General features: G+C 44.2%; 25 protein-coding genes and 2 pseudogenes. 20 read left to right on the forward strand and 7 right to left on the reverse strand.

What is annotated here, in order from left to right; genetic code table 11:
* Nucleotides 1-214: 214 nt before the first annotated feature.
* The 5 genes and pseudogenes from JCM19037_RS04015 to JCM19037_RS04035 form a co-directional block, all read right to left on the reverse strand.
* Nucleotides 215-1,281, reverse strand: a pseudogene (locus JCM19037_RS04015) (DUF3900 domain-containing protein).
* 53 nt (nucleotides 1,282-1,334) lie between these two features.
* Nucleotides 1,335-1,778, reverse strand: coding sequence for a hypothetical protein (locus JCM19037_RS04020; protein ID WP_152548934.1), 444 nt, complete (start codon nucleotides 1,776-1,778; stop codon nucleotides 1,335-1,337).
* Nucleotides 1,779-1,792: 14 nt separating this feature from the next.
* The gene (locus JCM19037_RS24895; RefSeq protein WP_052363522.1) at nucleotides 1,793-2,086 is read right to left on the reverse strand and encodes a hypothetical protein; all 294 of its coding nucleotides are present in this window, start codon (nucleotides 2,084-2,086) and stop codon (nucleotides 1,793-1,795) included.
* Nucleotides 2,087-2,454: 368 nt separating this feature from the next.
* Complete coding sequence (gene bshB2 / locus JCM19037_RS04030) at nucleotides 2,455-3,111, reverse strand: bacillithiol biosynthesis deacetylase BshB2 (RefSeq protein ID WP_042398150.1); 657 nt, start codon at nucleotides 3,109-3,111, stop codon at nucleotides 2,455-2,457.
* A 13-nt stretch (nucleotides 3,112-3,124) separates the two neighbouring features.
* Nucleotides 3,125-3,478: a YojF family protein gene (locus tag JCM19037_RS04035; RefSeq protein WP_042398151.1), complete on the reverse strand. Its 354-nt coding sequence runs from the start codon at nucleotides 3,476-3,478 to the stop codon at nucleotides 3,125-3,127.
* A 110-nt stretch (nucleotides 3,479-3,588) separates the two neighbouring features.
* On the opposite strand from JCM19037_RS04035, the gene JCM19037_RS29870 reads away from it, so the two are divergent.
* From JCM19037_RS29870 to JCM19037_RS04045, 3 genes are read left to right on the forward strand one after another with little or no spacing between them, the layout of a single operon-like run.
* Nucleotides 3,589-3,885, forward strand: a complete 297-nt coding sequence (locus JCM19037_RS29870) for a sulfite exporter TauE/SafE family protein (protein ID WP_081829039.1) — start codon at nucleotides 3,589-3,591, stop codon at nucleotides 3,883-3,885.
* On the forward strand, nucleotides 3,834-4,361 hold the full coding sequence (locus JCM19037_RS04040; protein WP_052363523.1) for a sulfite exporter TauE/SafE family protein: 528 nt from the start codon (nucleotides 3,834-3,836) through the stop codon (nucleotides 4,359-4,361). Before JCM19037_RS29870 ends, JCM19037_RS04040 begins: the two co-directional genes overlap by 52 nt.
* 15 nt (nucleotides 4,362-4,376) lie before the next feature.
* The gene (locus tag JCM19037_RS04045) at nucleotides 4,377-4,745 is read left to right on the forward strand and encodes a DUF1992 domain-containing protein (RefSeq protein WP_042398153.1); all 369 of its coding nucleotides are present in this window, start codon (nucleotides 4,377-4,379) and stop codon (nucleotides 4,743-4,745) included.
* A gap of 1,518 nt (nucleotides 4,746-6,263) precedes the next feature.
* On the opposite strand, the gene JCM19037_RS04050 is transcribed toward JCM19037_RS04045, so the two are convergent.
* Nucleotides 6,264-6,569 carry a hypothetical protein gene (locus JCM19037_RS04050; protein WP_042398154.1) on the reverse strand — a complete coding sequence of 102 codons (306 nt, stop codon included), beginning with the start codon at nucleotides 6,567-6,569 and terminating at the stop codon, nucleotides 6,264-6,266.
* A gap of 235 nt (nucleotides 6,570-6,804) precedes the next feature.
* Between JCM19037_RS04050 and JCM19037_RS04055 the strand changes: the two genes are divergently transcribed.
* The 15 genes and pseudogenes from JCM19037_RS04055 to JCM19037_RS04110 all read left to right on the forward strand — a co-directional run bounded on the left by JCM19037_RS04055 (nucleotide 6,805) and on the right by JCM19037_RS04110 (nucleotide 19,950).
* Nucleotides 6,805-7,680, forward strand: coding sequence for a cation diffusion facilitator family transporter (locus tag JCM19037_RS04055; protein WP_042398156.1), 876 nt, complete (start codon nucleotides 6,805-6,807; stop codon nucleotides 7,678-7,680).
* A 353-nt stretch (nucleotides 7,681-8,033) separates the two neighbouring features.
* A pseudogene (locus tag JCM19037_RS04060) lies at nucleotides 8,034-9,213 on the forward strand (BCCT family transporter).
* The gene (locus JCM19037_RS28170) at nucleotides 9,159-9,728 is read left to right on the forward strand and encodes a BCCT family transporter (protein WP_255357838.1); all 570 of its coding nucleotides are present in this window, start codon (nucleotides 9,159-9,161) and stop codon (nucleotides 9,726-9,728) included. The pseudogene JCM19037_RS04060 and the gene JCM19037_RS28170 overlap by 55 nt, the downstream one beginning before the upstream one ends.
* A 182-nt stretch (nucleotides 9,729-9,910) precedes the next feature.
* Entirely contained in the window at nucleotides 9,911-10,039 is a 129-nt protein-coding gene (locus tag JCM19037_RS28175) for a hypothetical protein (RefSeq protein WP_255357839.1), read from the forward strand.
* An 88-nt stretch (nucleotides 10,040-10,127) separates the two neighbouring features.
* Nucleotides 10,128-11,381, forward strand: coding sequence for a threonine synthase (gene thrC, locus JCM19037_RS04065; protein ID WP_042398158.1), 1,254 nt, complete (start codon nucleotides 10,128-10,130; stop codon nucleotides 11,379-11,381).
* Between the two features lie 31 nt (nucleotides 11,382-11,412).
* On the forward strand, nucleotides 11,413-11,847 hold the full coding sequence (locus JCM19037_RS04070; protein ID WP_238544535.1) for an ASCH domain-containing protein: 435 nt from the start codon (nucleotides 11,413-11,415) through the stop codon (nucleotides 11,845-11,847).
* Nucleotides 11,848-12,052: 205 nt separating this feature from the next.
* Nucleotides 12,053-13,219, forward strand: a complete 1,167-nt coding sequence (locus JCM19037_RS04075) for an ROK family protein (protein ID WP_042398161.1) — start codon at nucleotides 12,053-12,055, stop codon at nucleotides 13,217-13,219.
* Between the two features lie 26 nt (nucleotides 13,220-13,245).
* On the forward strand, nucleotides 13,246-14,268 hold the full coding sequence (locus tag JCM19037_RS04080) for a Gfo/Idh/MocA family protein (protein ID WP_042398164.1): 1,023 nt from the start codon (nucleotides 13,246-13,248) through the stop codon (nucleotides 14,266-14,268).
* Nucleotides 14,265-15,233, forward strand: a complete 969-nt coding sequence (locus tag JCM19037_RS04085) for a Gfo/Idh/MocA family protein (protein ID WP_042398167.1) — start codon at nucleotides 14,265-14,267, stop codon at nucleotides 15,231-15,233. Before JCM19037_RS04080 ends, JCM19037_RS04085 begins: the two co-directional genes overlap by 4 nt.
* 14 nt (nucleotides 15,234-15,247) lie before the next feature.
* Nucleotides 15,248-16,069 (forward strand): sugar phosphate isomerase/epimerase, encoded by an 822-nt coding sequence (locus JCM19037_RS04090; protein WP_042398170.1) that lies wholly within the window; start codon nucleotides 15,248-15,250, stop codon nucleotides 16,067-16,069.
* Between the two features lie 15 nt (nucleotides 16,070-16,084).
* A complete protein-coding gene (locus tag JCM19037_RS04095) occupies nucleotides 16,085-16,747 on the forward strand; it encodes a Gfo/Idh/MocA family protein (protein ID WP_238544536.1) in 663 nt (220 codons plus the stop codon).
* Between the two features lie 178 nt (nucleotides 16,748-16,925).
* Complete coding sequence (locus JCM19037_RS28180) at nucleotides 16,926-17,048, forward strand: hypothetical protein (RefSeq protein ID WP_255357840.1); 123 nt, start codon at nucleotides 16,926-16,928, stop codon at nucleotides 17,046-17,048.
* Nucleotides 17,049-17,092: 44 nt separating this feature from the next.
* On the forward strand, nucleotides 17,093-18,187 hold the full coding sequence (locus JCM19037_RS04100; protein WP_238544537.1) for a sugar ABC transporter substrate-binding protein: 1,095 nt from the start codon (nucleotides 17,093-17,095) through the stop codon (nucleotides 18,185-18,187).
* Entirely contained in the window at nucleotides 18,188-19,120 is a 933-nt protein-coding gene (locus JCM19037_RS04105; RefSeq protein WP_042398173.1) for a carbohydrate ABC transporter permease, read from the forward strand.
* Between the two features lie 17 nt (nucleotides 19,121-19,137).
* On the forward strand, nucleotides 19,138-19,950 hold the full coding sequence (locus JCM19037_RS04110) for a carbohydrate ABC transporter permease (protein ID WP_042398176.1): 813 nt from the start codon (nucleotides 19,138-19,140) through the stop codon (nucleotides 19,948-19,950).
* Between the two features lie 19 nt (nucleotides 19,951-19,969).
* On the opposite strand, the gene cls is transcribed toward JCM19037_RS04110, so the two are convergent.
* A complete protein-coding gene (cls, locus tag JCM19037_RS04115) occupies nucleotides 19,970-21,412 on the reverse strand; it encodes a cardiolipin synthase (protein WP_042398179.1) in 1,443 nt (480 codons plus the stop codon).
* 224 nt (nucleotides 21,413-21,636) lie between these two features.
* On the opposite strand from cls, the gene JCM19037_RS04120 reads away from it, so the two are divergent.
* Both JCM19037_RS04120 and JCM19037_RS04125 read left to right on the forward strand, forming a co-directional pair.
* Nucleotides 21,637-21,873, forward strand: coding sequence for a hypothetical protein (locus JCM19037_RS04120; protein WP_042398182.1), 237 nt, complete (start codon nucleotides 21,637-21,639; stop codon nucleotides 21,871-21,873).
* Nucleotides 21,874-21,889: 16 nt separating this feature from the next.
* Nucleotides 21,890-23,197: an acetamidase/formamidase family protein gene (locus JCM19037_RS04125; protein WP_042398184.1), complete on the forward strand. Its 1,308-nt coding sequence runs from the start codon at nucleotides 21,890-21,892 to the stop codon at nucleotides 23,195-23,197.
* Nucleotides 23,198-23,206 lie beyond the last annotated feature (9 nt).

A 23,206-nucleotide genomic window follows, 5' to 3' on the forward strand; every position in this document is an offset into this window, starting at 1 on the left:
CCGTTGCACTTGTGCTCTGGAGTGTAAAGAAAACACGGTGGCTGTCTTTTAGCCACCGATGTTGCGCTTATAGTCTGGACTGCCTAGAAAACACGGTGGTCGCCTTTTGACCTCCGATGTTGCCCTTGTACTCCGGACTGCAACCATCCGCCTGCAGTGGAAAGCAACAACAAACTGAGTAATTAGGAAAATGTTACGTTTATTCTTTATAGACTTAGTCGGCAGAGCGGTCATTCATCTTTTTAATTAAGGAATAGATGTCTTCAGGTTTGTAAAACTCGACGGGTGTAGCGCCTTTTTCGAATGTAAGCTCATCGGCTTCGGCGATGAGTACATATCGTCCGTTTAGTTTTGCGATGTGTAAGCTTTCGCCAAAGTCGGCAAGCAAGCCTTTAACTTCAGTTTCACCGAGCTTTACCTGAATCCGGGCTTCAGGGGTTTGTTCAACGATTTGCGCGGATGCTTCGACGACTTGATGGGTTTCAAGGTGCTCATTGATTTCACGCTTATCGCTCGTTTCCCACTCATCGAGGGAGCGCTCCCAGTTCACTTTCTCTTCGCTTTCTTCTGTAAAGCTCTCTGAAATGTGCTCGGTCATCATTTCCTTCACCTGTTCTCTCATCATGACGGGGACGCTGTCTCCGTACTCAACAAATGCGAGGAAGTCTTGGAAGTAACGAGCATGAGAGGCTTGGTGAATCTTCAGCTCCGCAGGTTGAACCATTCCTTCTTCAATCATGAACGGATATTGAATCGACTTCATATTTTTCGTAGTGATGGCGTACTCGATCTTTCGCAAAAGCTCGATTCATCGCTAATGGACGCCACTTTTGGTTCGAAATCACATTTTAAGATGAAAACGAACTCGTCGGAAAAATACTTTTTAGGCACAGCGGAAGCGACGAGAAATACACCGCCACGAACCGCAGCAGTCTCCGTGTATAGTTTTGCGAAGGCGTTGCTATGTTCGGTGAAAACGTCGCTCGTTTCTGCACGGATCGTCTTTTGAAACAACGCGTAATTCGGGTTCGAATCAAGAGGATAGTCGGCCTCTGTTAGAAACCGCCCAATTTTCGTTGGTACTTGATCAGACTTCGGATGGTGCTCTGCTTTTCGTTTGACAATTTTCTTTAACTCACCGTCGAGAAAGTCCTTCAGTTCACTTTCGTCAAACTGGTCTTGGTCTAAGGTTTGGTAATGTTTATAGTAACGGCTCGCGTCATCGCCACTACCCTCAACTTCAATCACATAAAATGATAGAAACTTCACATTAAACTCCATTTAATCCCACCTCTTGATGTACGCAACAAGTATACGCACAGAAAAGGGACAAATCAATGGATGAATAATGGAATATAAATAAAGATCCCAAGCAATGAAATGACAGAAAGAAGTAGAATTCCTTTCCAACGTTTCCGTCTAAGGATGAGAGTGGAGACGATCATCCCTTGGATGAAAATTAGCGTAGCGCCACTGACCGTCAAAAATATTGAACCGAGAAATGCTCCTCCAATGTTGATGAGTATACCGAGAGGCATTAGACCGATGAGTAAAATGAGGGACGGGCTTGTTTTAATTTTTTGAAGAATTTCTTTGCGTTGTTCTTCCGAAAATGTATCAAATTCAACGAGGCAAACCATCCAGTAATCATAAGAATGGCGCCAGTCACAGTAATCGCTCTCATTAAAAAACCTCCTAGAAATGGTTTTTCCATTTGTGGAGGAGTTCAAACGTGAGGTGTAAACGTTTGGCTGTTCAACGCTTTGTTGAACAGCCATAAATGATTGTGTTGTTAGTGGCGAGCGGCATCACGAACCGCTTGGTTTCGTTCAAAGTTGGTTAGATTCGTACTAGCATTAAATGGAGCAAGAGTATCTTGGTCTAACGGTCGATACCGAACATGGAACTCTTCATCGTAATCAGAAGATTCCTCTTCAGTAACGACTTGCATTCCCCTAATCCAAGTCTCGAGATCATAGTTTCCTCGTTCAATAATTTCTGCTAGCATCGTCAGCGATTGGGTGAGTTCAGCTAGACAGTCAAGGCCATTGCTTAAAATGATGCCTTTGCGTCGTGCTTTCTGCACAGATGTTCCATTCGATAGGAATTTTGCTGATACCGGAAATCAATCGAACAGCCAATTCGGTCCCAGTTAAATTGGAAATCTTTAATTTTTAGTCGTTTCATCGTCTTCAGAAGTTTACGTTCGTACGAATTTTGTTCTTTTAACGGTACCCATTTCAGCAATCCTCTCACCTTCCCTCTCTTGTTATTACACATTTCTCCAAGAACTGAACATCCCCTCTAAATAAGTTTTTACACAAATCGACGGTTTCTAGCATTGCACGGTGCAAAACGCGAAATGTCTATCGGGGAGAAGGTTTTCATAGAAAGTAGAATTCGACAAAAAAGCGAGAAACCGTCAAAATAATGACAGCTTCTCGCTTTTAGAATTTATTCATCATCAAACGTATACGTGTGAAATCGTTCATTCTCAAGACGTTCCACGGCCTCTTTATTTCCTTCGCGATATAACCGCTCATGCTCAGGAAATGTCGCGCCGAACTGCGAGTAATGAGCTTTTAACGTTTGAATTTTTTGTTCGATATACGGTTTGATCGAGTAAACCACATCTGGGTTGTCCTTTGTGATCGCCACGCCCCAAAACCGTGGGCGTGTTTCTTTTGGCATTGCAGCTAGAGCATTTTTAACAGCTTCCGCTGTTGCATCATGGTCAGGGTGCACACCGTGTTCGGGATAAAATGAGATGACGACGGAAGGGTTTAATTCTTGTACAAGGTCCGTTACAACACTTTCCAATACGCCATCTTCAAGAAACTCCAATGTTTTATCGCGAAAACCCATCATTCGTAGGTCGGTGAGTCCCATCGCTTTTCCCGCTTCAAGTAACTCCCGCTCGCGAATCTCTCGAAGTGATTCACGGTTTGCGATTGGCGGATTCCCAACGTTCCTCCCCATCTCACCGAGAGTAAGGCAAGCGTAAGTGAGCGGTGTTCCTGTAGCGACTTGTCCTGCCATCGTCCCGGACACCCCGAAGGCTTCGTCGTCCGGATGTGGAAAAATGACAAGGACATGTGTTTCATCGTGCATGTTCAATTCCTCCTTAGTCATATTGAAACGGTTGCTCAGACAATTCAAGTGTAACCGCAATCTTTCCGTCTTGATTGAGGCCGGCAAGAATGAATTGTCCGTTTTCATTAACTTCGTAGTGGGTGAGCCCCTCGCCGTAGATCCAGCCAATCGGCAGTTCTAAACCGACGCGGTAAGGACCATCGCCGCGAATTTTTCCTTGCTTGTACTGAACGTTGGCATTGCGAATGTATGCACTTGCCGAGAAAAATGATTGATCAAAGTGCGAAGCATACGCGCCGTTCGTCGTTTCCAAGTGCAAGTAAAGATCTTTTTCAGCGTATTCCTCAATGAGACGCTGAACATCTTCAGCATTGATTGGTTTCACAGTATTGCCTCCAGTCTAAACAGTTCTTTCGTGTATTATATACGTTGTGCGGACAAAATCCCAATTCTGAGCTTGAGATTTGTGTGATATAGTAAACGAACAGCGAAGATATGAGGGATGTATGTGGATTTACAATTGTGGTCGTATCTCATTATATTTATTGTCGGCATTGTAGCGGGGTGATTAATACGGTTTCTGCTGGTGGGTCACTCCTAACGTTGCCAATGTTGATTTTTTTAGGATTGCCGTCATCGGAAGCGAACGGAACAAATCGTGTAGCCATCGTCGTGCAAAGCATCACATCGGTGTTAGCCTTTAAAAAGCGCGGGAAGCTTGAAACGAAAGTGAGTTCCTCGTGGTGTTGCCTGCAATCGTTGGATCCATTCTTGGATCGATGGCAGCGGTAAACATTAGCGATGGATTGTTTCAAATCATCTTAGCGATCACGATGGTCGTCACGATATTTTTTATCGTTTGGGATCCGACAAAACGATCGGGAAAAGAAATGAACCTCTCGCTAAACCGTAAAGCGTTAGGCGCCTTGTTATTTTTAGCGATTGGGTTTTATGGTGGATTCATTCAAGTTGGTGCAGGGTTTTATATCGTACTTACAGCGATGTTTATTTTTCAATTGTCGTTTATTCATGCGAACAGTGTTAAAGTGTTAGTAACGGGTGCGTACATATTCGTGTCACTGCTCGTTTTTGGCTTAAATGGAGAAGTGAACTGGTGGCTAGGCCTCGTACTGGCATTAGGAAATGCAACGGGCGCGTGGATTGGAAGCCAGATTATTATGAGTTCACAAACGAAATGGATTAAGTGGATTTTATTTGCTACGGTTCTAGTCATGGCTGCACGTTTACTTTATGAAGCACTAGTTTAAAAGTGGGGTGTACAGATGTCGGATAAGTGGGATCGAAAAGTCGAATCTTCAATTCGCCAAGCAAAAGAGCAAGAAGATTTCCACAAGCTAAAAGGGCACGGAAAACCATTGTCAGACGAGTATTTAAAGGGCGATACGTTAAACGGGATCTTGAAAAATGCCAACTATGTCCCGCCTTGGCTCGAGTTTCAGCATGAGATTCGCGACGATATTAAAGCAGTCATTGACGAGCAGAAAGTGCTCACAGAGTCGCAAAAGGAGCAACGGCTCGGTGAAGTAAACGAAAAGATTAAAAAGTACAACCGAATGGTACCCGTTCCGTCACTGCAGAAGATGAGAATCTTCGCCGAATCAATGGAACGTCAATATGAAAAATGGAAATAGGTGAGGCGGTCCGATACGTGGGCGGCCTTTTTTAGTGTTTATTCTAATCTGGAGTTTGCAAGGGATGATATGTTTCGTAGGCGTTAGACAAATTTAATTACAGATACGATCTAGGATGGACTCTAGAGAATTTCCTGATGTGGGCTATTGAGTTTTTGATTTCAACTACAGGAAGACCAGCCTAAACTCCTCGGTCTTACGGCAAGGTCACTGAACAAAAGCGTTTCACTCCCTACGTTACTCGTTAACGCGAACCAGCGGGTCCGGCTCGTGTGGGGATTTCAACTAGATAGGTTGAACTAAAGAATTTCTTTTAGAATCAATGGGTAGCTTGGTAAAGTGGAAACTGTGCTCAAGTTGGGACCGAGCTGTTCTCAAGTTGAAGAAATTCGCAGGAAAAGCGGTGTATTCTCATAAACTAGGGAACAGTTCACAAAGTCATGTGCACATCCCCGAACCGAAGTACCCACAAGACGTCGGCGCGGTTCGCGCCGAACCTAGTGCGGTTGCGTTTCGGCCCCCGGCGGGGCCGACGTGTCGTTGGCACTTAGCTTGGAATCTGCGCGCAAGTTAGAACAAACTGCGCGCAAGTTTGATGATATCGGCGCTAAAATCGGTGAAAAGCGCAAACTTGCGCGTAGATGGGGGAAACTAGCGCGCAGAATGGCACCGCGCTACCCCTCCAACCCTCCAACCCAACAGTGCAAGTGAAGAAAATCTTAAGTTCATTCTATAAAGATCGTCAAGTATTTGTGGAAATCGACCTTTTAACCGTGATCTAGACCATTTTGGGCGTGGTCTAGATCACCGATCTCCTAGAAATTACCAATATCGAGCCTCCATCCAAAGTAGACACAGCGCCGATGTCCCCTTATGCTTTGGAGTGCATTCACCTGCAGTAGAAAGCAACAATTGTACATTTAGGAAATTGTTTAGTTCATTCTATATTCATGGAGCGTTGCAATCGCAAATTATCCCATCATAGAACCGTCTATGTGGGAATATCGCCTTTCTATGTGGGGATTTCTGATAAAAATTGTTCCTCATTGAAGTAAATTCCATCATAGACAGGGTCTACGTGGGATTTTCTATTTTTAGCAAACAAAACACTGTTATACATTTTTCCATTTCCTTTTTTCAGTGAACTTCTTACGAGCTGCGGGGTCTAGCCTTGGAGCTTCTTTCGCAAGCGTCACCGCCGTTCATTCCAATCAACGGTACTGAATAGGCGACGTTTTCGGACTAGAGGTCCTCAATGGTGAAACTGAACGGAATTTATAAAATTTGGACACTACGACCAGTCATAGAAGCCATTCTTTGCTACATCTACGGTGAACGATGAACATCAATCGTCGGTGACGTTGAGCTTTTAGCGTTAACCGCTCGTTTACCATTAGGCTCGTGATGAATATCTCTAGTTTATCGTATGTTGATGTCAAAATTCTGTTGGCTTACAACAAATGCGACAAACTACGCTCGACACCTACCGTATATTGCGTAAAAAATGATGCATCGAATTCAGCGTAAAGGTAAAAGAATCGTTGTGACCAACTCCGCTCCAATCGGCAGTGCGCCCCACATAAGCAGTAAAGACGTGATGGTTAAGCTAAGCTTTAACGCCGGAGAATTACTCTTTACGATAGCTCTAACAACGTACAAGCCCAAACCAATTGCCCATACAGCCATGATGAAGAAAAATTCCGGTGCGACAAAGGTTTCCGGACTGTTGCTCTCAGAAATAAATCCTGCAGCGAACCAAGAACTAAATAATAGTGAAACGATGCAAGTAATGATGACGTTTATGATCATAATGAGATGATACATTGTAACCCCTCCTTATGCACCGTAAGAATATATAATTTAGATTATTGCAAATAAAAACACAGAATGGAAGCTATGATGATGTAAGAGTACAAAAACGGTGCATAGTTTTTTGCCCACTTGCAACAATATATATGTGCATCAACTTGTCTGTGGGTAGCGAAGAACGTTGCTGTAGACCCACTCATATAGCGGTTGCTACGATGCATATACATAGTCTGTTGGAGGAGGATGACTGATGGGACGATATGAACGATTGCGAGAAGGGGAGAAAGGCGCTTGGTTAAGCATTGCTACGTACCTCGGTCTAGCTGGAGTGAAACTCACAATTGGCTACATGTTTTTCTCTCAGGCGTTAATCGCAGATGGCTATAATAATGCGGCAGATATCGTCGTTTCAATTGCTGTCCTCATTGGGCTACGGATTTCGCAAAAGCCTCCAGACCGGGACCATCCTTACGGGCATTTTCGCGCTGAGAGCATTGCAGCACTACTTGCAGCGTTTATCATTATGGTTGTTGGCTTCCAAGTATTATGGGGGGCAGGAACATCATTGTTTGGAGAGACGAGGACTGAATCACCGAACCTCATTGCGGCCTGGGTAGCGATCGGAGCGGCAGCGATAATGTTTGCCGTATCGTGGTATAACAAACGTCTCGCCAAGAAGATTAATAGCCAAGGGCTACTTGCTGTATCAAAAGACAATCGCGTGGATGCATTTGTTAGCGTTGGGGCATTTATTGGGATTATTGCGGCGTATTTTCATTTAGGATGGGTCGATTCATTAGCTGCACTCATCATCGGTCTTGTGATTTGTTATACAGCTTGGCACATTTTTCGTGATGCGGCCCACTCACTGTCAGATGGGTTTCACGAAGAAGATTTAACGCCGTACCGTGCGACGATTGAAGAATTAGAACATGTACATGGATTGAAGATGATTCGGGCACGAAAGCTAGGTAGCTCGATCCACGCTGACGTCGTTATTGAGGTCGAACCCCACCTGAGTGTAGAAGATAGTCATGAAATCGCTACTCAGATTGAAAACAACTTAAAAAATGAACATGAAATTGATCATACAAATGTGCATGTCGAACCTAAACGTAAAAAGTAACGAACAACGGAAAAGCGTATTCAATAGATGAAGTAATGACTTCGGGGTCTATGAAAAAATAAATGAATATACAGGGCAAGGATGTAAGTGTTTACAGCAAGATTCGCATGTTTACAACTTCACAAACATGTGAGAAAATGTCGCTTGTGCTCATTGACATATGGAAAGATTTGTCGAATATAGGTTTAAAGTCGGTTGAAAAAAGGGAAACACCTATAACTGTTGTTTCATACTTTCACGTAAAAAGGAGAGGATATGAACGACATACTCGTTTGGGTTGTACATAATTTACCGTCTTTTTTCAATCCAAATTGGTTAATAATATTCCAAAGACGATCTAGAGGAGGTTTATTGTGAAAAATAGCAAATTAAGTATTGTCTTTTGGGTCTCTCTAGCGATTGCTGGCGTTTTTATTCTTTGGGGAGTTTTCCTTCCTGACAATGTAGAGGCAGTATTAGGATTTATTGATGGATTTTTAGCAAGTAATTTTGGTTGGGTATACATTATTGGGACGACATTATTTGTGCTCCTTGCGTTGTTTCTCGTATTCGGTCCTTACGGGCGCATTCGATTAGGAAAGCCCGATGAAAAGCCGGAATACAGTTATTTTACGTGGTTTGCATTTCTCTTTACAGCAGGGATGGGTGTAGGACTTGTATTCTTCGGAATTTCAGAACCACTTACCCACTTCCACAATCCGCCTTCAGTCGATCCGGCTTCGATGGCTGCTGTGGAAGAATCAACAAGGTACACACTTTTTCATTGGGGTTTCCACCCATGGCTACATACGCCATTGTTGCCTTGACTCTTGCGTATTTCAAGTTCCGTCATCAAGCACCTGCACTCATTAGTTCGGCATTTACACCACTTATTGGTCAGCGCGCTCAAGGTGGGCTTGGACATAGTATTGATATACTTGCAGTGTTTGCGACGATCTTTGGTATTGCGACTTCATTAGGTCTAGGTGCATCGCAAATTACCGCTGGTCTAAGTTATACATTTGACGGTATTAATAATACGACGACAACGACGATGATCGTTATTCTCGTTGTGACTGTCATCTTTATCGTTTCAGCAACGACCGGTGTTGATAAAGGTATTCGTTACTTAAGTTGGATGAACATCGTAGTTGCGATTGCCTTAATGCTATTAGTATTCATCTTAGGCTCATCTATTCAGATGATGGAATCCTTCACAACGACGCTAGGAAGTTACATTCAGAATATACCTAGCATGACGCTTGGAATGAATGCTTTTGAAGGGGATCGTGAGTTTTTAAATGACTGGACCTTGTTCTATTGGCTTGGTGGATCGGTTGGTCTCCGTTTGTAGGTACATTTATCGCCCGCGTTTCTAGAGGGCGGACGATTCGCGAGTTTGTTATCGGTGTAACCGCCGTGCCTGTGTTGTTTAGTGCCGTATGGTTCTCCATCTTTGGCGTTGCAGCTATTGAGATGGACAATGCACTCGGTGTGGATTGTACGACATCATTAGCGATCAAGGGAATGAAGTTGCCCTCTTTGCTTTCTTAGAGCAATATCCGTGGAGCCCTGTCATTATGGGTGTCGCGATTTTGCTTGTTTCCTCATTCTTTATTACATCGGCAGATGCAGCGACTTTTGTTTTAGGGATGTTAACGACCGGTGGTCGACTAAATCCTCAAGTTAAAGTTAAAGTAATCTGGGGTGTGATCCTTTCTGCTACAGCGGCTGCATTGCTTCTGTCAGGTGGATTGCAAGCATTAGAGATGGCGATGTTAATTGCCGCCTTCCCGTTCACCTTTGTCGTCTTGCTGATGGCGGTGTCCTTACTCAAAGCATTGAGTGGCGAGTACGACATTCTAAGGCTTGAGAGTAAGCATAAAGAATATGAACCGACATTCCTTGAGGAGTCAAAAGAAGAGCTCAAAGAAAAACGTGAAGAGTTTGAGCAAGGAATGCCCGAAGAGATGGTCGACGATACAGAAGAAGAATTAAATGAAGCAGACGAAGAAGCAAAAGAAGAAAATGAAGAAACCGACGAGGATGAATCCGAAGATAAGAAATAACGTGCCAGCTAGTACGTTCAGTCGGTATCTGGTTGATTAATAAAAAGCGTGTAAGGATGATCTTAACTCCTTGCACGCTTTTTTTATTTGACACGTTGTTTTCATTATTTATTGGAAAAAAGTGTAACCCTTACCCGCAGAGAGCGACAGACCCACTAGGAAGAACAAAGGAGCTCTGACGGATGAGAAAGAATAAATGGTTCATTGCATTTTCTTTGCTAATTGCAATGGCGGCCAGTTGCAGTGTCGAAGCAAATCAAAACAATGTGAATAACAAGCAACCATCCGAAGTTATCGAATTAAAACAATAATCCAATTCTGAAAATATCCATTGCTTTATGAAACAACCTTTCTTATGCTAGAAGGAACTAGCAAAAGCAAAGGTGGCGTCTGCTCAACATGAAATTACAATGTGTCGATTGCAAAAATACATACTCAATGGATGATTTTCAATACCAATGTGAATGTGGTGGGCTTTTTGACATCGTCCATAACTTTAAAGGTGTGGATACAGAAAAATTAAAACATACGTTCCAAGAACGGTTAGCTGAGCGAATGACGCCATTAGCAAGCGGAGTGTGGCGCTACAAAGAACTGATTTTCCCTGAAGTACAAGAGGAACACATGGTGACGAAGTACGAAGGGAATACCGGGCTATATCAGTCTGCACAGGTGCGTACGTATACAGGGATGAAAGAAAACGTCTTACTTAAAGCTCAAAGTGAAAATCCAAGTGGTTCCTTTAAAGATAATGGCATGGCGGTTGCAGTTTCTCACGGAAGAAGCCTTGGATATAATAAATTTACGTGTACGTCTACAGGCAATACTTCATCATCGCTTGCGATGTACAGTTCAATGGCAGGATGTAAATCATATGTGTTCGTCCCAAATAAGAACATCTCGATGAACAAAGTGATGCAAACAATCGCTTACGGGGCGAAAGTATTTAGTACAGAGGGTAAGTACGATGAAGGTATTGAGTTTTTGCAGCAATACAGTGAGGAACTTGGTCTTTATGTATGCAACTCCATTAATCCGTTTCGCATCGAAGGCCAAAAAAGCATTGTCTTTGAGATCGCCCAATATTTAAATTGGAAACTGCCTGACTGGATCGTTGTTCCAGGCGGAGCACTTAGCAATAGTACAGCTCTAGGCAAAGGCTTGCAAGACTTATACGAGCTAGGATTTATCGACAAACTGCCACGAGTGGCAATCGTGCAAGCGGAGGGGGCAAGCCCTTTTCACCGGATGATGGCGACAGGTTCACCATATGAGCCTGAACGTGAGCCAAATACCGTTGCCAGTGCGTTAAATATTGGCAACCCGCCGAGCTGGAAAAAGGCAGCACGGGTGTTAAAGGAAACTGACGGAGTAACCGTTGCAGTAACCGACGAAGAGATCCTGAATGCAAAAGCTGTCATTGACCAAAGTGGTATAGGGTGCGAACCCGCATCTGCGGCGACAGTTGCCGGTCTCAAAAAGCTCGTTGATAACCAAACCATCGATAAAGAAGAGCAGGCGTTATGTATTCTAACAGGAAATATGTTGAAAGATACAGACGTATTAAAGAAATATCATACCGAACAACATGTGTTTAGCAATCCGATTGTTGAGACGCTACTAACAAAAGAAGAAATCGCAGCAGAACTATAGAGAGAAGTGAATTGTTGATGATTGAACAATTTTGGAACGAGTATCGGAAGCAAAACCCGAATGCCCTGAACACGCGCCAGAAGCATGGAGCTTTGGCAGTGGGGCGGATATGGCTGATGAATTGTTAGGACTTGTACTTGCAGGCAAAAAGACAGCAACTTGCTCACTTCATGTTTTATATGAAATTGACGATGAGGCAATCCCAGAAGTGGGAGGGTACAATATCATTCTCAATGGAGCGGGGGAGCCGCAGGCCATTACCCGTCAGACATCTGTTGAAATCATCCCATTTAACGAAGTTGACGAAGAATTTGCCCGCGCTGAAGGAGAAGGCGATTTAAGTTACTCGTATTGGCATGATGGACATGTTCGATACTTTTCTGAGCTACTAGAAACGTATGGTCGAACGTTTGACCCAACGATGTTAATCGTTTGTGAACGATTTGAACTGTGTATGACTAGATAAGATCATTAGCGTCGCAAGGGACCCCCCTTGTGACGTTTTTATTATGTACTTTTTATTGTGTCTGTTGGAAGTTGGGTCTTAGGTCGTCATTATCACCGAAATTTTATGCTATTCAGAAAAATACTAGACAGTTGAACTGACTTCCTGTACTATGCTTTTTAAAGTTAGTGTTAAAAGATTGGGAAAGGAGTGGATACGTGTTCGCATGTTGAATCGAATTGCATCGCAAGTGTTTCATACTATTCGTTTACAGAGAAAAGCATCAAAAAACCTCATCAGTGTACAAAATGATGTGAGTGCAACGACAGTAAATACGGTCGTTCAAAACCTATTAGAAAACAATTTCATTCAAGAAGACGGCATTGGTCACTCGACAGGTGGAAGAAAGCCGCTGCTTTATAAAGTGAATGATGATATTCGATATGTGATCTGTGCTTCTTTAAAAGATCATACGATGACGTTTGCTAAAGTGTCGCTTGGAGGCGTTGTTCTTGATCGATTTACGAGCAGTGTGCAGTCGTTAACCGGGGAAGCGTACATTCAGAAATTCTTAAAAGAAATCGATCAATTTATCGCTCATTTGGACGATTGTATGGCGATTTCAGTCATTTTGCCAGGTGTCATTGAAGCCGATCGTGGTGTAGTGCTGTACAACGCACAACTTAAAATTTATGAGTACCCATTAAAGCAATCGCTTCAACAGCTTTACGCGGTCCCTATTTATATCGAGAACGATACGAATTCATTTGTTACAGCGGAGCGTTACATGGGCGCATTGCATGAAGAGAATGTGCTCTACGTTACGATTGGCGATGGTGTGGGTGGAGGCTTACTCGTCAACGGCTCCATTCATAGAGGTCAACACGGTGCGGCAGGAGAAATTGGACATATGACCGTCGTTCAAAATGGGGTGTTGTGCTCATGCAACAACCGTGGTTGTTTAGAAAGCTATGTGAGTTGGCCGGCTATACGAGGACGAATCATTTCCTTATTAATGGCAAGAAGATCAGAGACGTGCCTACATGAATGGGTGGGCAATCAATATGAGAAGATTACACCGGAAATGTTTATTCGAGCCGTGCAAAACGACGATCCTCTTTCCATTGTCATTAACAATGAAGTCGCGGAATATGTGGCAACCGCGTTTATTAATGTTCTTCACTTGTTAAGCCCGGATATGATTGTATTAAGCGGCAAAGTCGTACAAGGGAATGATCAGTTGGTCACGAGAGTTCAACAAATTGTAGAAGAGAGGAAGTTGCCGGCGCTAGCTAGCAAAACGAATATTAAACTTACGTCTTTGAGTGAGGAAGTTGAACTCTTTGGGGCACTATCTGTCGCCTGTTCTGATCAAATTCCATTAGCTCAATAGCAAATCAATTATTAGGAGGGAAACGTATGCAACGTACACTTGTTATTGGATTAGGAACGATGGGTTCGGTTCATACGAAAGCGTTCTATGAGATGCCTGACGCAGAACTTGTTGGAGTCGTGGACCGTAATCTAGAAAAGCGCCAACAGTTTTCAGAACGTTATGAAACTAATGAATATGAAACATTTCAAGAAGCGCTCACAAAATTAAACGAACGTATTGATGTGGTCTCCATTTGTCTACCGACCGATGAGCACCCAGAATACGTCAAGCAAGCCGCTGATGCGGGTATTCATGTGATTTGTGAGAAGCCGATCGCAAGAACACCAGAATTAGCGAGAGAGTTAATTGATTATTGCAAAGAAAAGAAAGTTCAATTATTTGTTGGACATGTTGTCCGCTTTTTCCAAGAGTATGTTGAAGCGAAGCAAGTGATTGATTCAGGAGCGATTGGCAAGATCAACGTTGTTCGGACAAGGCGTGGTGGTGCATTCCCCCAAGTACCAAGTGATTGGTATAGTGACTACTCAAGGAGCGGTGGACTTGTTCTTGATACAATTATTCACGACTTTGACTTTTTACGCTGGTGTTTTGGAAATGTTACGCGGGTGTATGCAAAGAGCATTGCTGGAGCCAAAGGCGTAAATGAGAAAAAACGAGACTATGCATCGGTGACATTGCGGTTTGCAAGTGGCGTCATCGCTCATGTGGAAGGAACGTGGGCGCATCGCCAGTTTTCCACGGCTTTTGAGTTCTCCGGTACCGATGGGGTCATTGATTACGATAGTCAAAAACAAAAAGCCGTCATAACAGAAATTCACCAGACTGAAGGGAGTGGTGCTGGAGTTGCTGTCCCAGAAAGCCCGTTACAACTCTCCCCGTATGATCGAGAACTTAGACATTTTATATCCTGCATAGAAACCGGTTCCGAACCGGTCGTCACCGCTGAAGATGCGTATGAAGCCGTCGTCATTTCGCATGCTGCACTTGCATCTATTGCTGATGGTGAAGTTGTTGAAATTACCGCAGAAGGAGTGAAGTCGTCATGAGAGTAGGAATTATAAGTTTTGCTCATGGGCATGCGAATGCATATGCCGATGCGCTCGTAAATATGCCAGATGTTGAACTTGTCGGAATTGCAGATGATGACCGTGAGCGTGGCCAAGCTGCGGCTGATCGTTTTAAAACAGACTACTTTTCTTCTTACGATGCATTGTTAAAGGCGAGCGTGAATGCGGTGATCATCACTTCAGAAAACAGCCGTCATCGTGAGCATGTAGAAGCGGCAGCTTTGGCAGGTGTGGCCGTGCTTTGCGAGAAGCCACTTGCGCCTACAGCCGAAGATGCGAAAGCGATGATTAATGCTTGTAAACAGGCAGGGGTCTTATTGCAAACCGCGTTCCCTGTTCGTTTTAATGAAGCGATTAAGCGTGCTAGAAATGTCATTCAAGAAGGTAAAATAGGAGAGATTGTCGCCATTAAGGGGACGAATCGCGGCAAAAACCCAGGCGGTTGGTTTGTTGACAAATCGTCTTCCGGCGGCGGAGCTGTAATGGACCATACCGTACACGTCGCAGATATTATCCGCTGGATTACAGAGAAAGAATTTACACACGTGTATGCCGAAATTGAACAATCTGCGAAGAGCGCGATCGACGACAGTGGCATCTTAACGATGACGTTGGAGGACGGATCTTTTGCGACGCTGGATTGCAGTTGGTCACGTCCGAGTAATTTTCCGACGTGGGGTGATGTCACAATTGAATTTATAGGAACGGATGGAACGTTATTTGTCGATGCTTTTGCTCAGAAATTCGATGTGTATCACAGCAATGGACTCCAATGGACGTTTTGGGGCGATGATATGGATGCAGCACTTGTTAAGGATTTTGTCGGTGCAGTTCGTGAAGACCTTGCACCTTCCATCACAGGGGAGGATGGGCTACGCACGGTAGAAGTCGCATTGGCGGCTTATGAATCAAGCAAACAAAAACGACCTATAGCCATTACGTAAAGGAGGCATCTGACATGCAAACGGGACTCAATCAATGGTGTTTTCCAGAAGGTACACCGCTTGAAGATGTGTTTTTATGGACGAAAGAAGCCGGCATGGGTGTTGTGGAGCTGAATGTTGGAGAGCCAGGCGGAGTCGGCCTAACAATGGAAACGACAGCCGAAGAAGCGACGGCCATCAAACGGTTGGCGGATCGTTATGCTATTCAATTGCGGAGCTTATCGACCGCACTTTTATGGAAAACTCCATTATCAGCAAATGATGGAAACCTTCGTGAAGAAGGCAAAGAGGTCGTGAGAAAGATGTTGGCCTTGGCTGACGTGATGGAGATGGAGACGATCCTCGTCGTCCCAGGCGTTGTTACAAAAGATGTATCCTATCGTGACTGTTATGAGCGTTCCCAAACGGCCTTACGAGAGTTGGCACCTTACGCTGAACGAGCGAATACTTCCATCGGTGTAGAAAATGTATGGAATCGCTTCTTACTGTCTCCATTGGAGATGGCAGCGTTTATTGACGGTTGTGAATCCCCATTTGTCGGTGCATATTTTGACGTCGGTAATGTATTGCAGTTTGGTTATCCAGAGCAGTGGATTGAAATTTTGAATGAGCGCATTTTGAAAGTACACGTTAAAGATTTTAAGACGAGTACGGGGAACATTACAGGGTTTACTAATCTGTTATCTGGAGATGTGGATTGGAAAAAGGTGGCGAATGCTCTTAGAGAAATTGGTTATGACAGCACGATCGTGGCAGAACTTAGCCCGTATGACACATCAGCCAAAGCGTTGGCGATAGACACGGCCCATCATATGGATGTCATTTTTGGTCAGTGAGTTAAGGAGGATTGTATGAACAGACTTGGAATTGGTTTTATCGGTGCAGGTGGTGTTGCACGGGTGCATATGAAAAACATTGGTCAAATTGAACATGCCAAGATTGTTGCGGTTACCGATATTCAAACAGAAGCTGCAAAAAGAGCAGCTTCTGAATACAATGCTAGAGCATATGCAGATGCTGAGCAGATGATGGATAACGAGAACTTGGACGCAATTTTTCTTTGTGTACCACCGTTTGCGCACAGTGAATTGGAAGAAAAAGTTGTCGCTCGTAACATCCATCTGATGGTAGAAAAGCCGGTAGAACTCGAATTGTCTCGGGCAAAAGAAAAAGCCAAAATGATTGAATCTTCAGGGATTATTAATGCCTCGGGATATTGCCTAAGATATTGGGATCTCATTGCGAAGGCGAAAGAGCTACTCGGTAATCAAACGGTCGCGATGGTCAGAGGTCAATACTTGAGTTCGTTTGTTAACACACCGTGGTATCGGCATCAAGAAAAGTCCGGGGGGCAATTAGTCGAACAGTCCACGCACATTGTTGACCTTGTTCGATACCTCGCAGGAGACGTTCAAACTGTCAGCGCTGACATGGCGCTAACGGTTTCCAAACACATTGAAGGATTGGATATTCCAGATGTGAGTTCAGTAAATATGCGTCATTTCATCGTATGAAGATTTCTATAAAGCCCAGGATCAAGCGTTCATCGAAGCCGTGCGGCAAGGAGATCAGACACTCGTCAAAGCTTCGTATCAAGAAGGTGTAGACACACTTGCCGTCACACTTGCAGCGAATCAATCCTTTCAGACCGGCAAAATGATACACATCTAGTCAATTATAAGGAGGGTGGATATGCGTAAGAAAATCGGGTTGGCGTGTGCAGCTAGCGTGTTGCTCGTTTCTTGTTCAGGTGAAGAACGCACGCAAGATACGTTGCAAATTGCCTGTGGGATGAGGATGCCGATGATGCGGTAACAGCGGCCATCGCTTCCTTTAATGAGATTCACCCAGACATTGATGTGCAAGTTACATATACCCCATTCGCACAATATTGGACGAATCTAAGTACAAGCATGGGTGCAGGCAGTGGTCCAGACCTCTTTTGGATGAATGCCGTCAACTTTCATCGCTATGCAGATTCTGGGTTAATTAAAGATCTCGATCCATTCGTTGAAGCGGACGCTGAGTACGATAAAGAAGACTACTATGAGAATGCTGTTGAATTATATAGCTATGAAGATTCTTTGTATGCCGCACCTTATTTTGTCGATGCGATTGCGCTCGTTTACAACAAGGAAATGTTTGATGAAGCAGGTGTCGACTATCCAGATGAAACATGGACGTGGGATGACTTAGAAGAAGCCGGGGCAGCATTAACAGACGAAGAAGCAGGAGTTTACGGCTACGGGGCAACCATTACGAGTAATCAAAGAGGGTATTACAACCTCATTCATCAGGCAGGTGGCCAAATTGTGAGTGATGATGGACTGTATTCAGGCTTTGGTACAGAGGCTGCCTTAGAAGCGTTGCAATTTTCAGAGCACCTCATTGAAGAAGGAATCTCGCCTGGCGTACGCATGCAAATTGAATCAGCAATGACACAGCTTTTTCAATCTGAGATGGTCGCGATGTACCCAGAGTTGTCACCAATGCTCGGTGAGGTCGTTGAGGCGCTTGGCGATAAAGTAGAAGTGGCTCCTTTGCCCGGTCATAAAGAAGATGCCTCTATCATTCATGGCATTGGATGGGCGATGAACGAAGATGTCGTTGACCCTGATGTTGTCTGGGACTTGTTACGTGAGTTGACAAGCGAAACTGGAAATGCAGAAATTGCCGACAGCGGTTTTTCCACACCGGCGATGATTTCACAAGGAGAACGATGGTTGGAGTCCACCCCATCGGTCAATTTAGAAGTATTTCTTGAGGCACAAGAAACCGGTGCTCCTTACCCGGTGTCAAACAATACAGCCGAGTGGCAACGTGTCGAACAAACCGAGATTCAAGGCGCTTTCTTAGGTCAGAAGACGATTGAAGAAGCGTTAGAAACGGTTGCCAACGAAATGGATCAAATACTTCAAGAAGGTATTGATGTCGAGGAAGAGGGGGATGAGTAGATGGCGAACGTGGCAACGGAGCACCGTACAAGTACTCGGCACACGAAGAAAAAGAAGTTGCACGACCATAGGTTATGGGCAGTGTTGTTCGTCGGTCCAGTGTTTCTCGGGCTGTTCACTTTCTACATGATGCCTGCCCTTGCTTCATTTGGACTCGCCTTTACGTTTTGGGACGGGCTCACTGACCCATCTTTTGCAGGGTTAGATAACATCATCGCTCTTTTTAATAGTGATATCTTCATGCGTTCGCTCGTAAACACCATCATTTTTACAGGGGTGGCTGTCCCTGTCACCGTAACGTTGGCTACGATGATTGCGGTTTTGCTCAATCAACGAATTAAAGGCATGATCATTTATCGAACATTGTATTTCTTGCCCGTCGTGACGATGCCTGTAGCGGTAGGAATGGTCTGGTTGTGGCTTTATAACACCGAGTTTGGTCTGATTAACTATGTACTTGGAATCATCGGTTTACCTGAACCAGAGTGGCTCTTTAATCCAAACATCGCCCTTCTTTCGGTTATTGCCGTCTACGTATGGATGACGGTCGGTAACAGTGTCATTTTGATTCTCGCCGGTTTACAAGGGGTATCCACAACCTATTACGAGGCGAGCAAAATTGACGGGGCGTCAAAAATGAATCAGTTCTTTAAGATTACCCTTCCGTTAATTACACCTACACTCTTTTTTGTGACGGTTACTTCAATGATTACGTCTTTACAAGTGTTTGACCTAATTTTCGTCATGATCGGTGACACACCTGCGATCGTCAATCCGATTCGGACGATTGTGTACGGCGTGTATGAATCTGGATTTATGTTAAGTCAAATGGGGTATGCATCCGCTCAAGCCTTCATTTTATTCCTTATGATTCTCCTCTTCACAATTATTCAGTTCTGGGGACAGAAAAAATGGGTGCATTATGATGCGTAAACAAGGGGGTACGAACCATGAAAAGTAAAATCTGGATTCATTTAATTTTGATTGTTGGCGCGGTTATCATGGTTGTTCCTTTCTTTTGGATGATCTCTACATCTTTAAAAACGTATGTGGAATCGGTTCAAATACCTCCAACAATATTGCCGAGTGATCCGCAGTTTTCAAATTATCTAGCCGTTTTCGAAAGTGCGGACTTCTTTCTCTATTATATAAATACGTTTTTAATGACAGCTGGGCGCACACTCGCACAACTGCTTCTCTGTTCAATGGCGGCTTATGCGTTTGCCCGTCTTGTGTTTCCATTTAAGAATACGATTTTCATTCTCATTTTGTCTGTCTTAATGGTACCGATGCAAGTCATTTTAATTCCTAACTATGCACTTCTCACAGAATTTGGTTGGGTAGATACGTTTTACGCATTGATTGTACCAGGCATGTTTAGCGCATTTGGGGTGTTCTTGCTTCGGCAATTCTTTATGGGCATTCCAAAAGAGTTGGATGAGGCTGCTCTTATAGATGGCTGTTCCCATTGGGGAATCTATTGGCGAATCATCTTACCAAATGCCAAACCGGCGCTTGTGGCGCTCGCCATTTTTACGATCTTAAACTCTTGGAATGACTTCCTTTGGCCGCTCGTCATGACCAACTCGGAAAGCATGCGGGTGTTGTCGGTCGGAATTGCTTCTTTCCAAGGCCAGTATAGTACAGACTTTCCACTTCTGATGGCAGCGGCTTTCCTCTCTACCATTCCGATGCTCATCATGTTTATCTTCTTACAAAAACATTTGATCGCCGGCATTTCACTCGGTGGTGTGCGCAGATAAACATCAGGCTGCTGCTCGTTTATAATAACGGAGACAGCAGCCTGGCAATGTTCTCTTTAATTCGAACCCAATTGGAGCGTTGTTCATATTCTTCCAATGTTAATTCATGGCAGTCGATGATGTCATCTTGAAACGTTGACTTCATTTTTATGGCCATGTCTTCGTCATACATAAACGTATTCACCTCGAAATTAAGACTCACACTGCGTACGTCCATGTTCGTCGTTCCAATTGTACTAATTCGGTCATCGACGACCATCGTTTTTGCATGCAGGAAGCCGCGATCATAAATATAAATCGTTGCACCGAGACGAAGTAATTCACCGATATGAAAGTACGTTGCCCAATAAATGAACGGATGATCGGGCTTGTTAGGAATCATGATGCGAACGTCAATCCCACTTAAAATCGCGACCCGTAAATTATCAAGTAAACCAATATCGGGAATGAAATAGGGCGTCTGAATGTAAATGTATTTCTTCGCATTCTGGATCATTTGGATGAAGCCATTTTTCACTTGATCGGTCTCAAAGCCAGGCCCGCTTGCAACAATTTGCATCGGTACACCGCCTTTTAATGATGAGGAGACCGGAACGGCATAATCTTCAAAAGCTTTTGACCTGTACTTCTTTCCTTTATTCCAATCCGAAATAAATTGATCGTGCAGATGGTGAACGGCGCTTCCGGTCATGCGCAAATGAGAATCTCGCCAATAGCCGAGCGCGCTATCTTCCGTGTTGTACTTATCCCCGATATTAAATCCGCCAAGGTACCCCACTTTTCCGTCGATAATTCCGAGCTTTCGGTGATTTCGGTGATTTAAACTGCCGTACGTGAACATCGAGCGCGGCGGGAAAAACGCGCGTGCCCTACCGCCTGCTTCTAAATAGTCACGCAAATAGCGCTTCGTAATCTTGTATGAACCGAGTCCATCGTACAACAACATGACTTGTACGCCTTGTTTTGCTTTGTCAGTGAGCAGTGAAATGAGCGTATCGCCAAGCTCATCTGTATTAATGGAGAAATATTGCAAATGAATGTAGTTCGTCGCGTCTTTAATATCTTGGAAAAGGGAAGCGAACTTTTGGTCACCGTCAGTCAAAAGGTCGACGGACTGCGCGTATGTCAGCGGTGCATGACTGTGCGTAAGATGCATATAGATAAGGCTTTCCAGGCCGTCCATGCTCGGTGACTTCCGGTACAATGTGTCTTCTTGAAATGCCTCTCTTTGATGGAGAAGTAAGCTGTTTGTTTTGAACAACGCATTCTCATTCCAAGAACTATTTCTTAATTCACGGCCAAAGATAAAGTAAAGGATTAACCCGATGACAGGGATAAAAAATAAAACCATTAACCATGCCCATGTTGCCTGAGCACTTTTTTGTTCTCGAAAAATAATAATAAGGCCAAAAATAATATTTAAAAGTAAGATGCTTAAAAAAACAATTGCAGGCCAAGACATGCTTCTTTTCACCCTTTCCCTCACTGTTTCAACATTTCCCTGTGTGGATCGTTTTTAATCACAATCGTGCAAGGGAAATCACGAGTTTTGTCGAATAGTTTAGTAAGAATCACTCCAGTTGCTTATTTTCACATAATCTTCATGGTTTTTCACCTCAACTTCAGACGAACTTCAGATCGTTCTTGTACAGTGAACGTATAACCTTTAGAAGGGGATGGTTGACCATGAATAAAATGACAACAGGAATGATTACTTCATTACTTGCGCTTAGTTCAGTTACTCAACTCACGTATACCGATTCCGATACAAAAGAAAAGCAAGGTACGACTGTATTCGGATACTACGAGACCGCAACTTCACCCCTTTCCGAAGACATTGAAGGAACGGTTGAGACGATTGATGAAACAGGGCAAGTGCTTCATGTCGAAGATGTGACCAATACGATAGAATACGTAACATAAAACAGGAGGTTCATTCATGAAGGATACGAATGCGCATCAAACCGTTTATGTCAACACATTCACAAATGGTCTTTTGGATCCGTCGAATGAGATGCTCGGTCCAGTAAAAAGTGGTGGATATATCGTTGCGAACACAGCGCCTGGCTGTTGGGGTCCGATGATTACACCGAGCTTACGTGGTGGGCACGAAGTGACCGAGCCGGTGTACGTAGAAGGAGCGGATGTAGGTGATGCCATTGCGATTCGTATTGTTTCAATTCACCCGACATCAATTGCCACATCTTCTGGGAATGATCAGACAGTTGAGGGGCGATTTTTAGGTGATCCTTTTGTCGCAGCGAAATGTCCTGGCTGTGGTACGGACCACCCAGACACGAAGATTGATGGCATTGGCAATGGGGCGATTCGTTGCGTAGAATGCGGTGAAGATGTCACCCCGTTCACCTTTACGAATGGATATACGATGACGTTTAATGATACAAAAGATATCGGAATTACTGTTAATAAGGAAGTGGCGGAGAGAATTGCACGAGAAGGTGAGCACTATATGGCTAAACCTGAAAATTCCGTTCAAAACCCCGTCGTCACTTTTGCTCCTCATGATATTGTCGGAATGATTGCCAGATTACGACCATTTCTTGGGCAGCTAGGGACCACTCCGTCAAGAGTGTTACCAGATTCACATAATGCGGGTGACTTTGGCAGTTTTCTCGTAGACGCTCCCCACGAATACAGTGTGACGAAGGAACAACTCGAAGAACGTACCGATGGACATCTCGACATAAACCGGTTGCGCGCAGGCGCCACAATTATTTGCCCTGTTAAAGTTCCTGGTGGTGGCGTGTATCTTGGTGACATGCATGCAATGCAAGGGGATGGGGAGATTGCTGGGCATACGACCGATGTTTCAGGCATCGTTACATTACAAGTGGAAGTGATAAAAGGGGTACACACATCTGGCCCCATCCTTCTTCCAGTGGAAGAAGATTTGCCTTATTTGGCAAAACCGATCAATGAAGCCGAGCGGGCGCGTGCCGAAGCGTTAGCGTTGGAGTGGAACATTCCTCAACAGCTCGAAGAGAGTCTGCCCATTTCATTTATCGGTACAGGCGAAGATCTGAATGTGGCTACAGAAAACGGTTTAGCTCGTGCTGCCGAGTTTTTAGGCATTACAGTCCCCGAGGTGATGAACCGAGCGACAGTGAACGGTTCCATTGAAATTGGCCGACACCCAGGGGTCGTCACGGTAACGTTTCTCTACCCGGTTGAGAAACTAGAGCGCACAGGAATTCTCAACTATGTTACGGAGCAGTACACATTATAACAAGGTGGT

This window comes from Geomicrobium sp. JCM 19037 (assembly GCF_000698105.1).
Lineage (GTDB): Bacteria > Bacillota > Bacilli > Bacillales > Marinococcaceae > Geomicrobium_A.

Coding starts and splice junctions, on each gene's coding strand:
- JCM19037_RS04020 (WP_152548934.1), bottom strand. CDS start 1,778: ATGGCTGTTCAACAAAGCGTTGAACAGCCAAACGTTTACACCTCACGT.
- bshB2 (WP_042398150.1), bottom strand. CDS start 3,111: ATGCACGATGAAACACATGTCCTTGTCATTTTTCCACATCCGGACGAC.
- JCM19037_RS29870 (WP_081829039.1), top strand. CDS start 3,589: ATGAGGGATGTATGTGGATTTACAATTGTGGTCGTATCTCATTATATT.
- JCM19037_RS04045 (WP_042398153.1), top strand. CDS start 4,377: ATGTCGGATAAGTGGGATCGAAAAGTCGAATCTTCAATTCGCCAAGCA.
- JCM19037_RS04050 (WP_042398154.1), bottom strand. CDS start 6,569: ATGTATCATCTCATTATGATCATAAACGTCATCATTACTTGCATCGTT.
- JCM19037_RS04055 (WP_042398156.1), top strand. CDS start 6,805: ATGGGACGATATGAACGATTGCGAGAAGGGGAGAAAGGCGCTTGGTTA.
- JCM19037_RS28175 (WP_255357839.1), top strand. CDS start 9,911: ATGAGAAAGAATAAATGGTTCATTGCATTTTCTTTGCTAATTGCAATG.
- thrC (WP_042398158.1), top strand. CDS start 10,128: ATGAAATTACAATGTGTCGATTGCAAAAATACATACTCAATGGATGAT.
- JCM19037_RS04075 (WP_042398161.1), top strand. CDS start 12,053: ATGTTGAATCGAATTGCATCGCAAGTGTTTCATACTATTCGTTTACAG.
- JCM19037_RS04080 (WP_042398164.1), top strand. CDS start 13,246: ATGCAACGTACACTTGTTATTGGATTAGGAACGATGGGTTCGGTTCAT.
- JCM19037_RS04085 (WP_042398167.1), top strand. CDS start 14,265: ATGAGAGTAGGAATTATAAGTTTTGCTCATGGGCATGCGAATGCATAT.
- JCM19037_RS04090 (WP_042398170.1), top strand. CDS start 15,248: ATGCAAACGGGACTCAATCAATGGTGTTTTCCAGAAGGTACACCGCTT.
- JCM19037_RS04095 (WP_238544536.1), top strand. CDS start 16,085: ATGAACAGACTTGGAATTGGTTTTATCGGTGCAGGTGGTGTTGCACGG.
- JCM19037_RS28180 (WP_255357840.1), top strand. CDS start 16,926: ATGCGTAAGAAAATCGGGTTGGCGTGTGCAGCTAGCGTGTTGCTCGTT.
- JCM19037_RS04105 (WP_042398173.1), top strand. CDS start 18,188: ATGGCGAACGTGGCAACGGAGCACCGTACAAGTACTCGGCACACGAAG.
- JCM19037_RS04110 (WP_042398176.1), top strand. CDS start 19,138: ATGAAAAGTAAAATCTGGATTCATTTAATTTTGATTGTTGGCGCGGTT.
- cls (WP_042398179.1), bottom strand. CDS start 21,412: ATGTCTTGGCCTGCAATTGTTTTTTTAAGCATCTTACTTTTAAATATT.
- JCM19037_RS04120 (WP_042398182.1), top strand. CDS start 21,637: ATGAATAAAATGACAACAGGAATGATTACTTCATTACTTGCGCTTAGT.
- JCM19037_RS04125 (WP_042398184.1), top strand. CDS start 21,890: ATGAAGGATACGAATGCGCATCAAACCGTTTATGTCAACACATTCACA.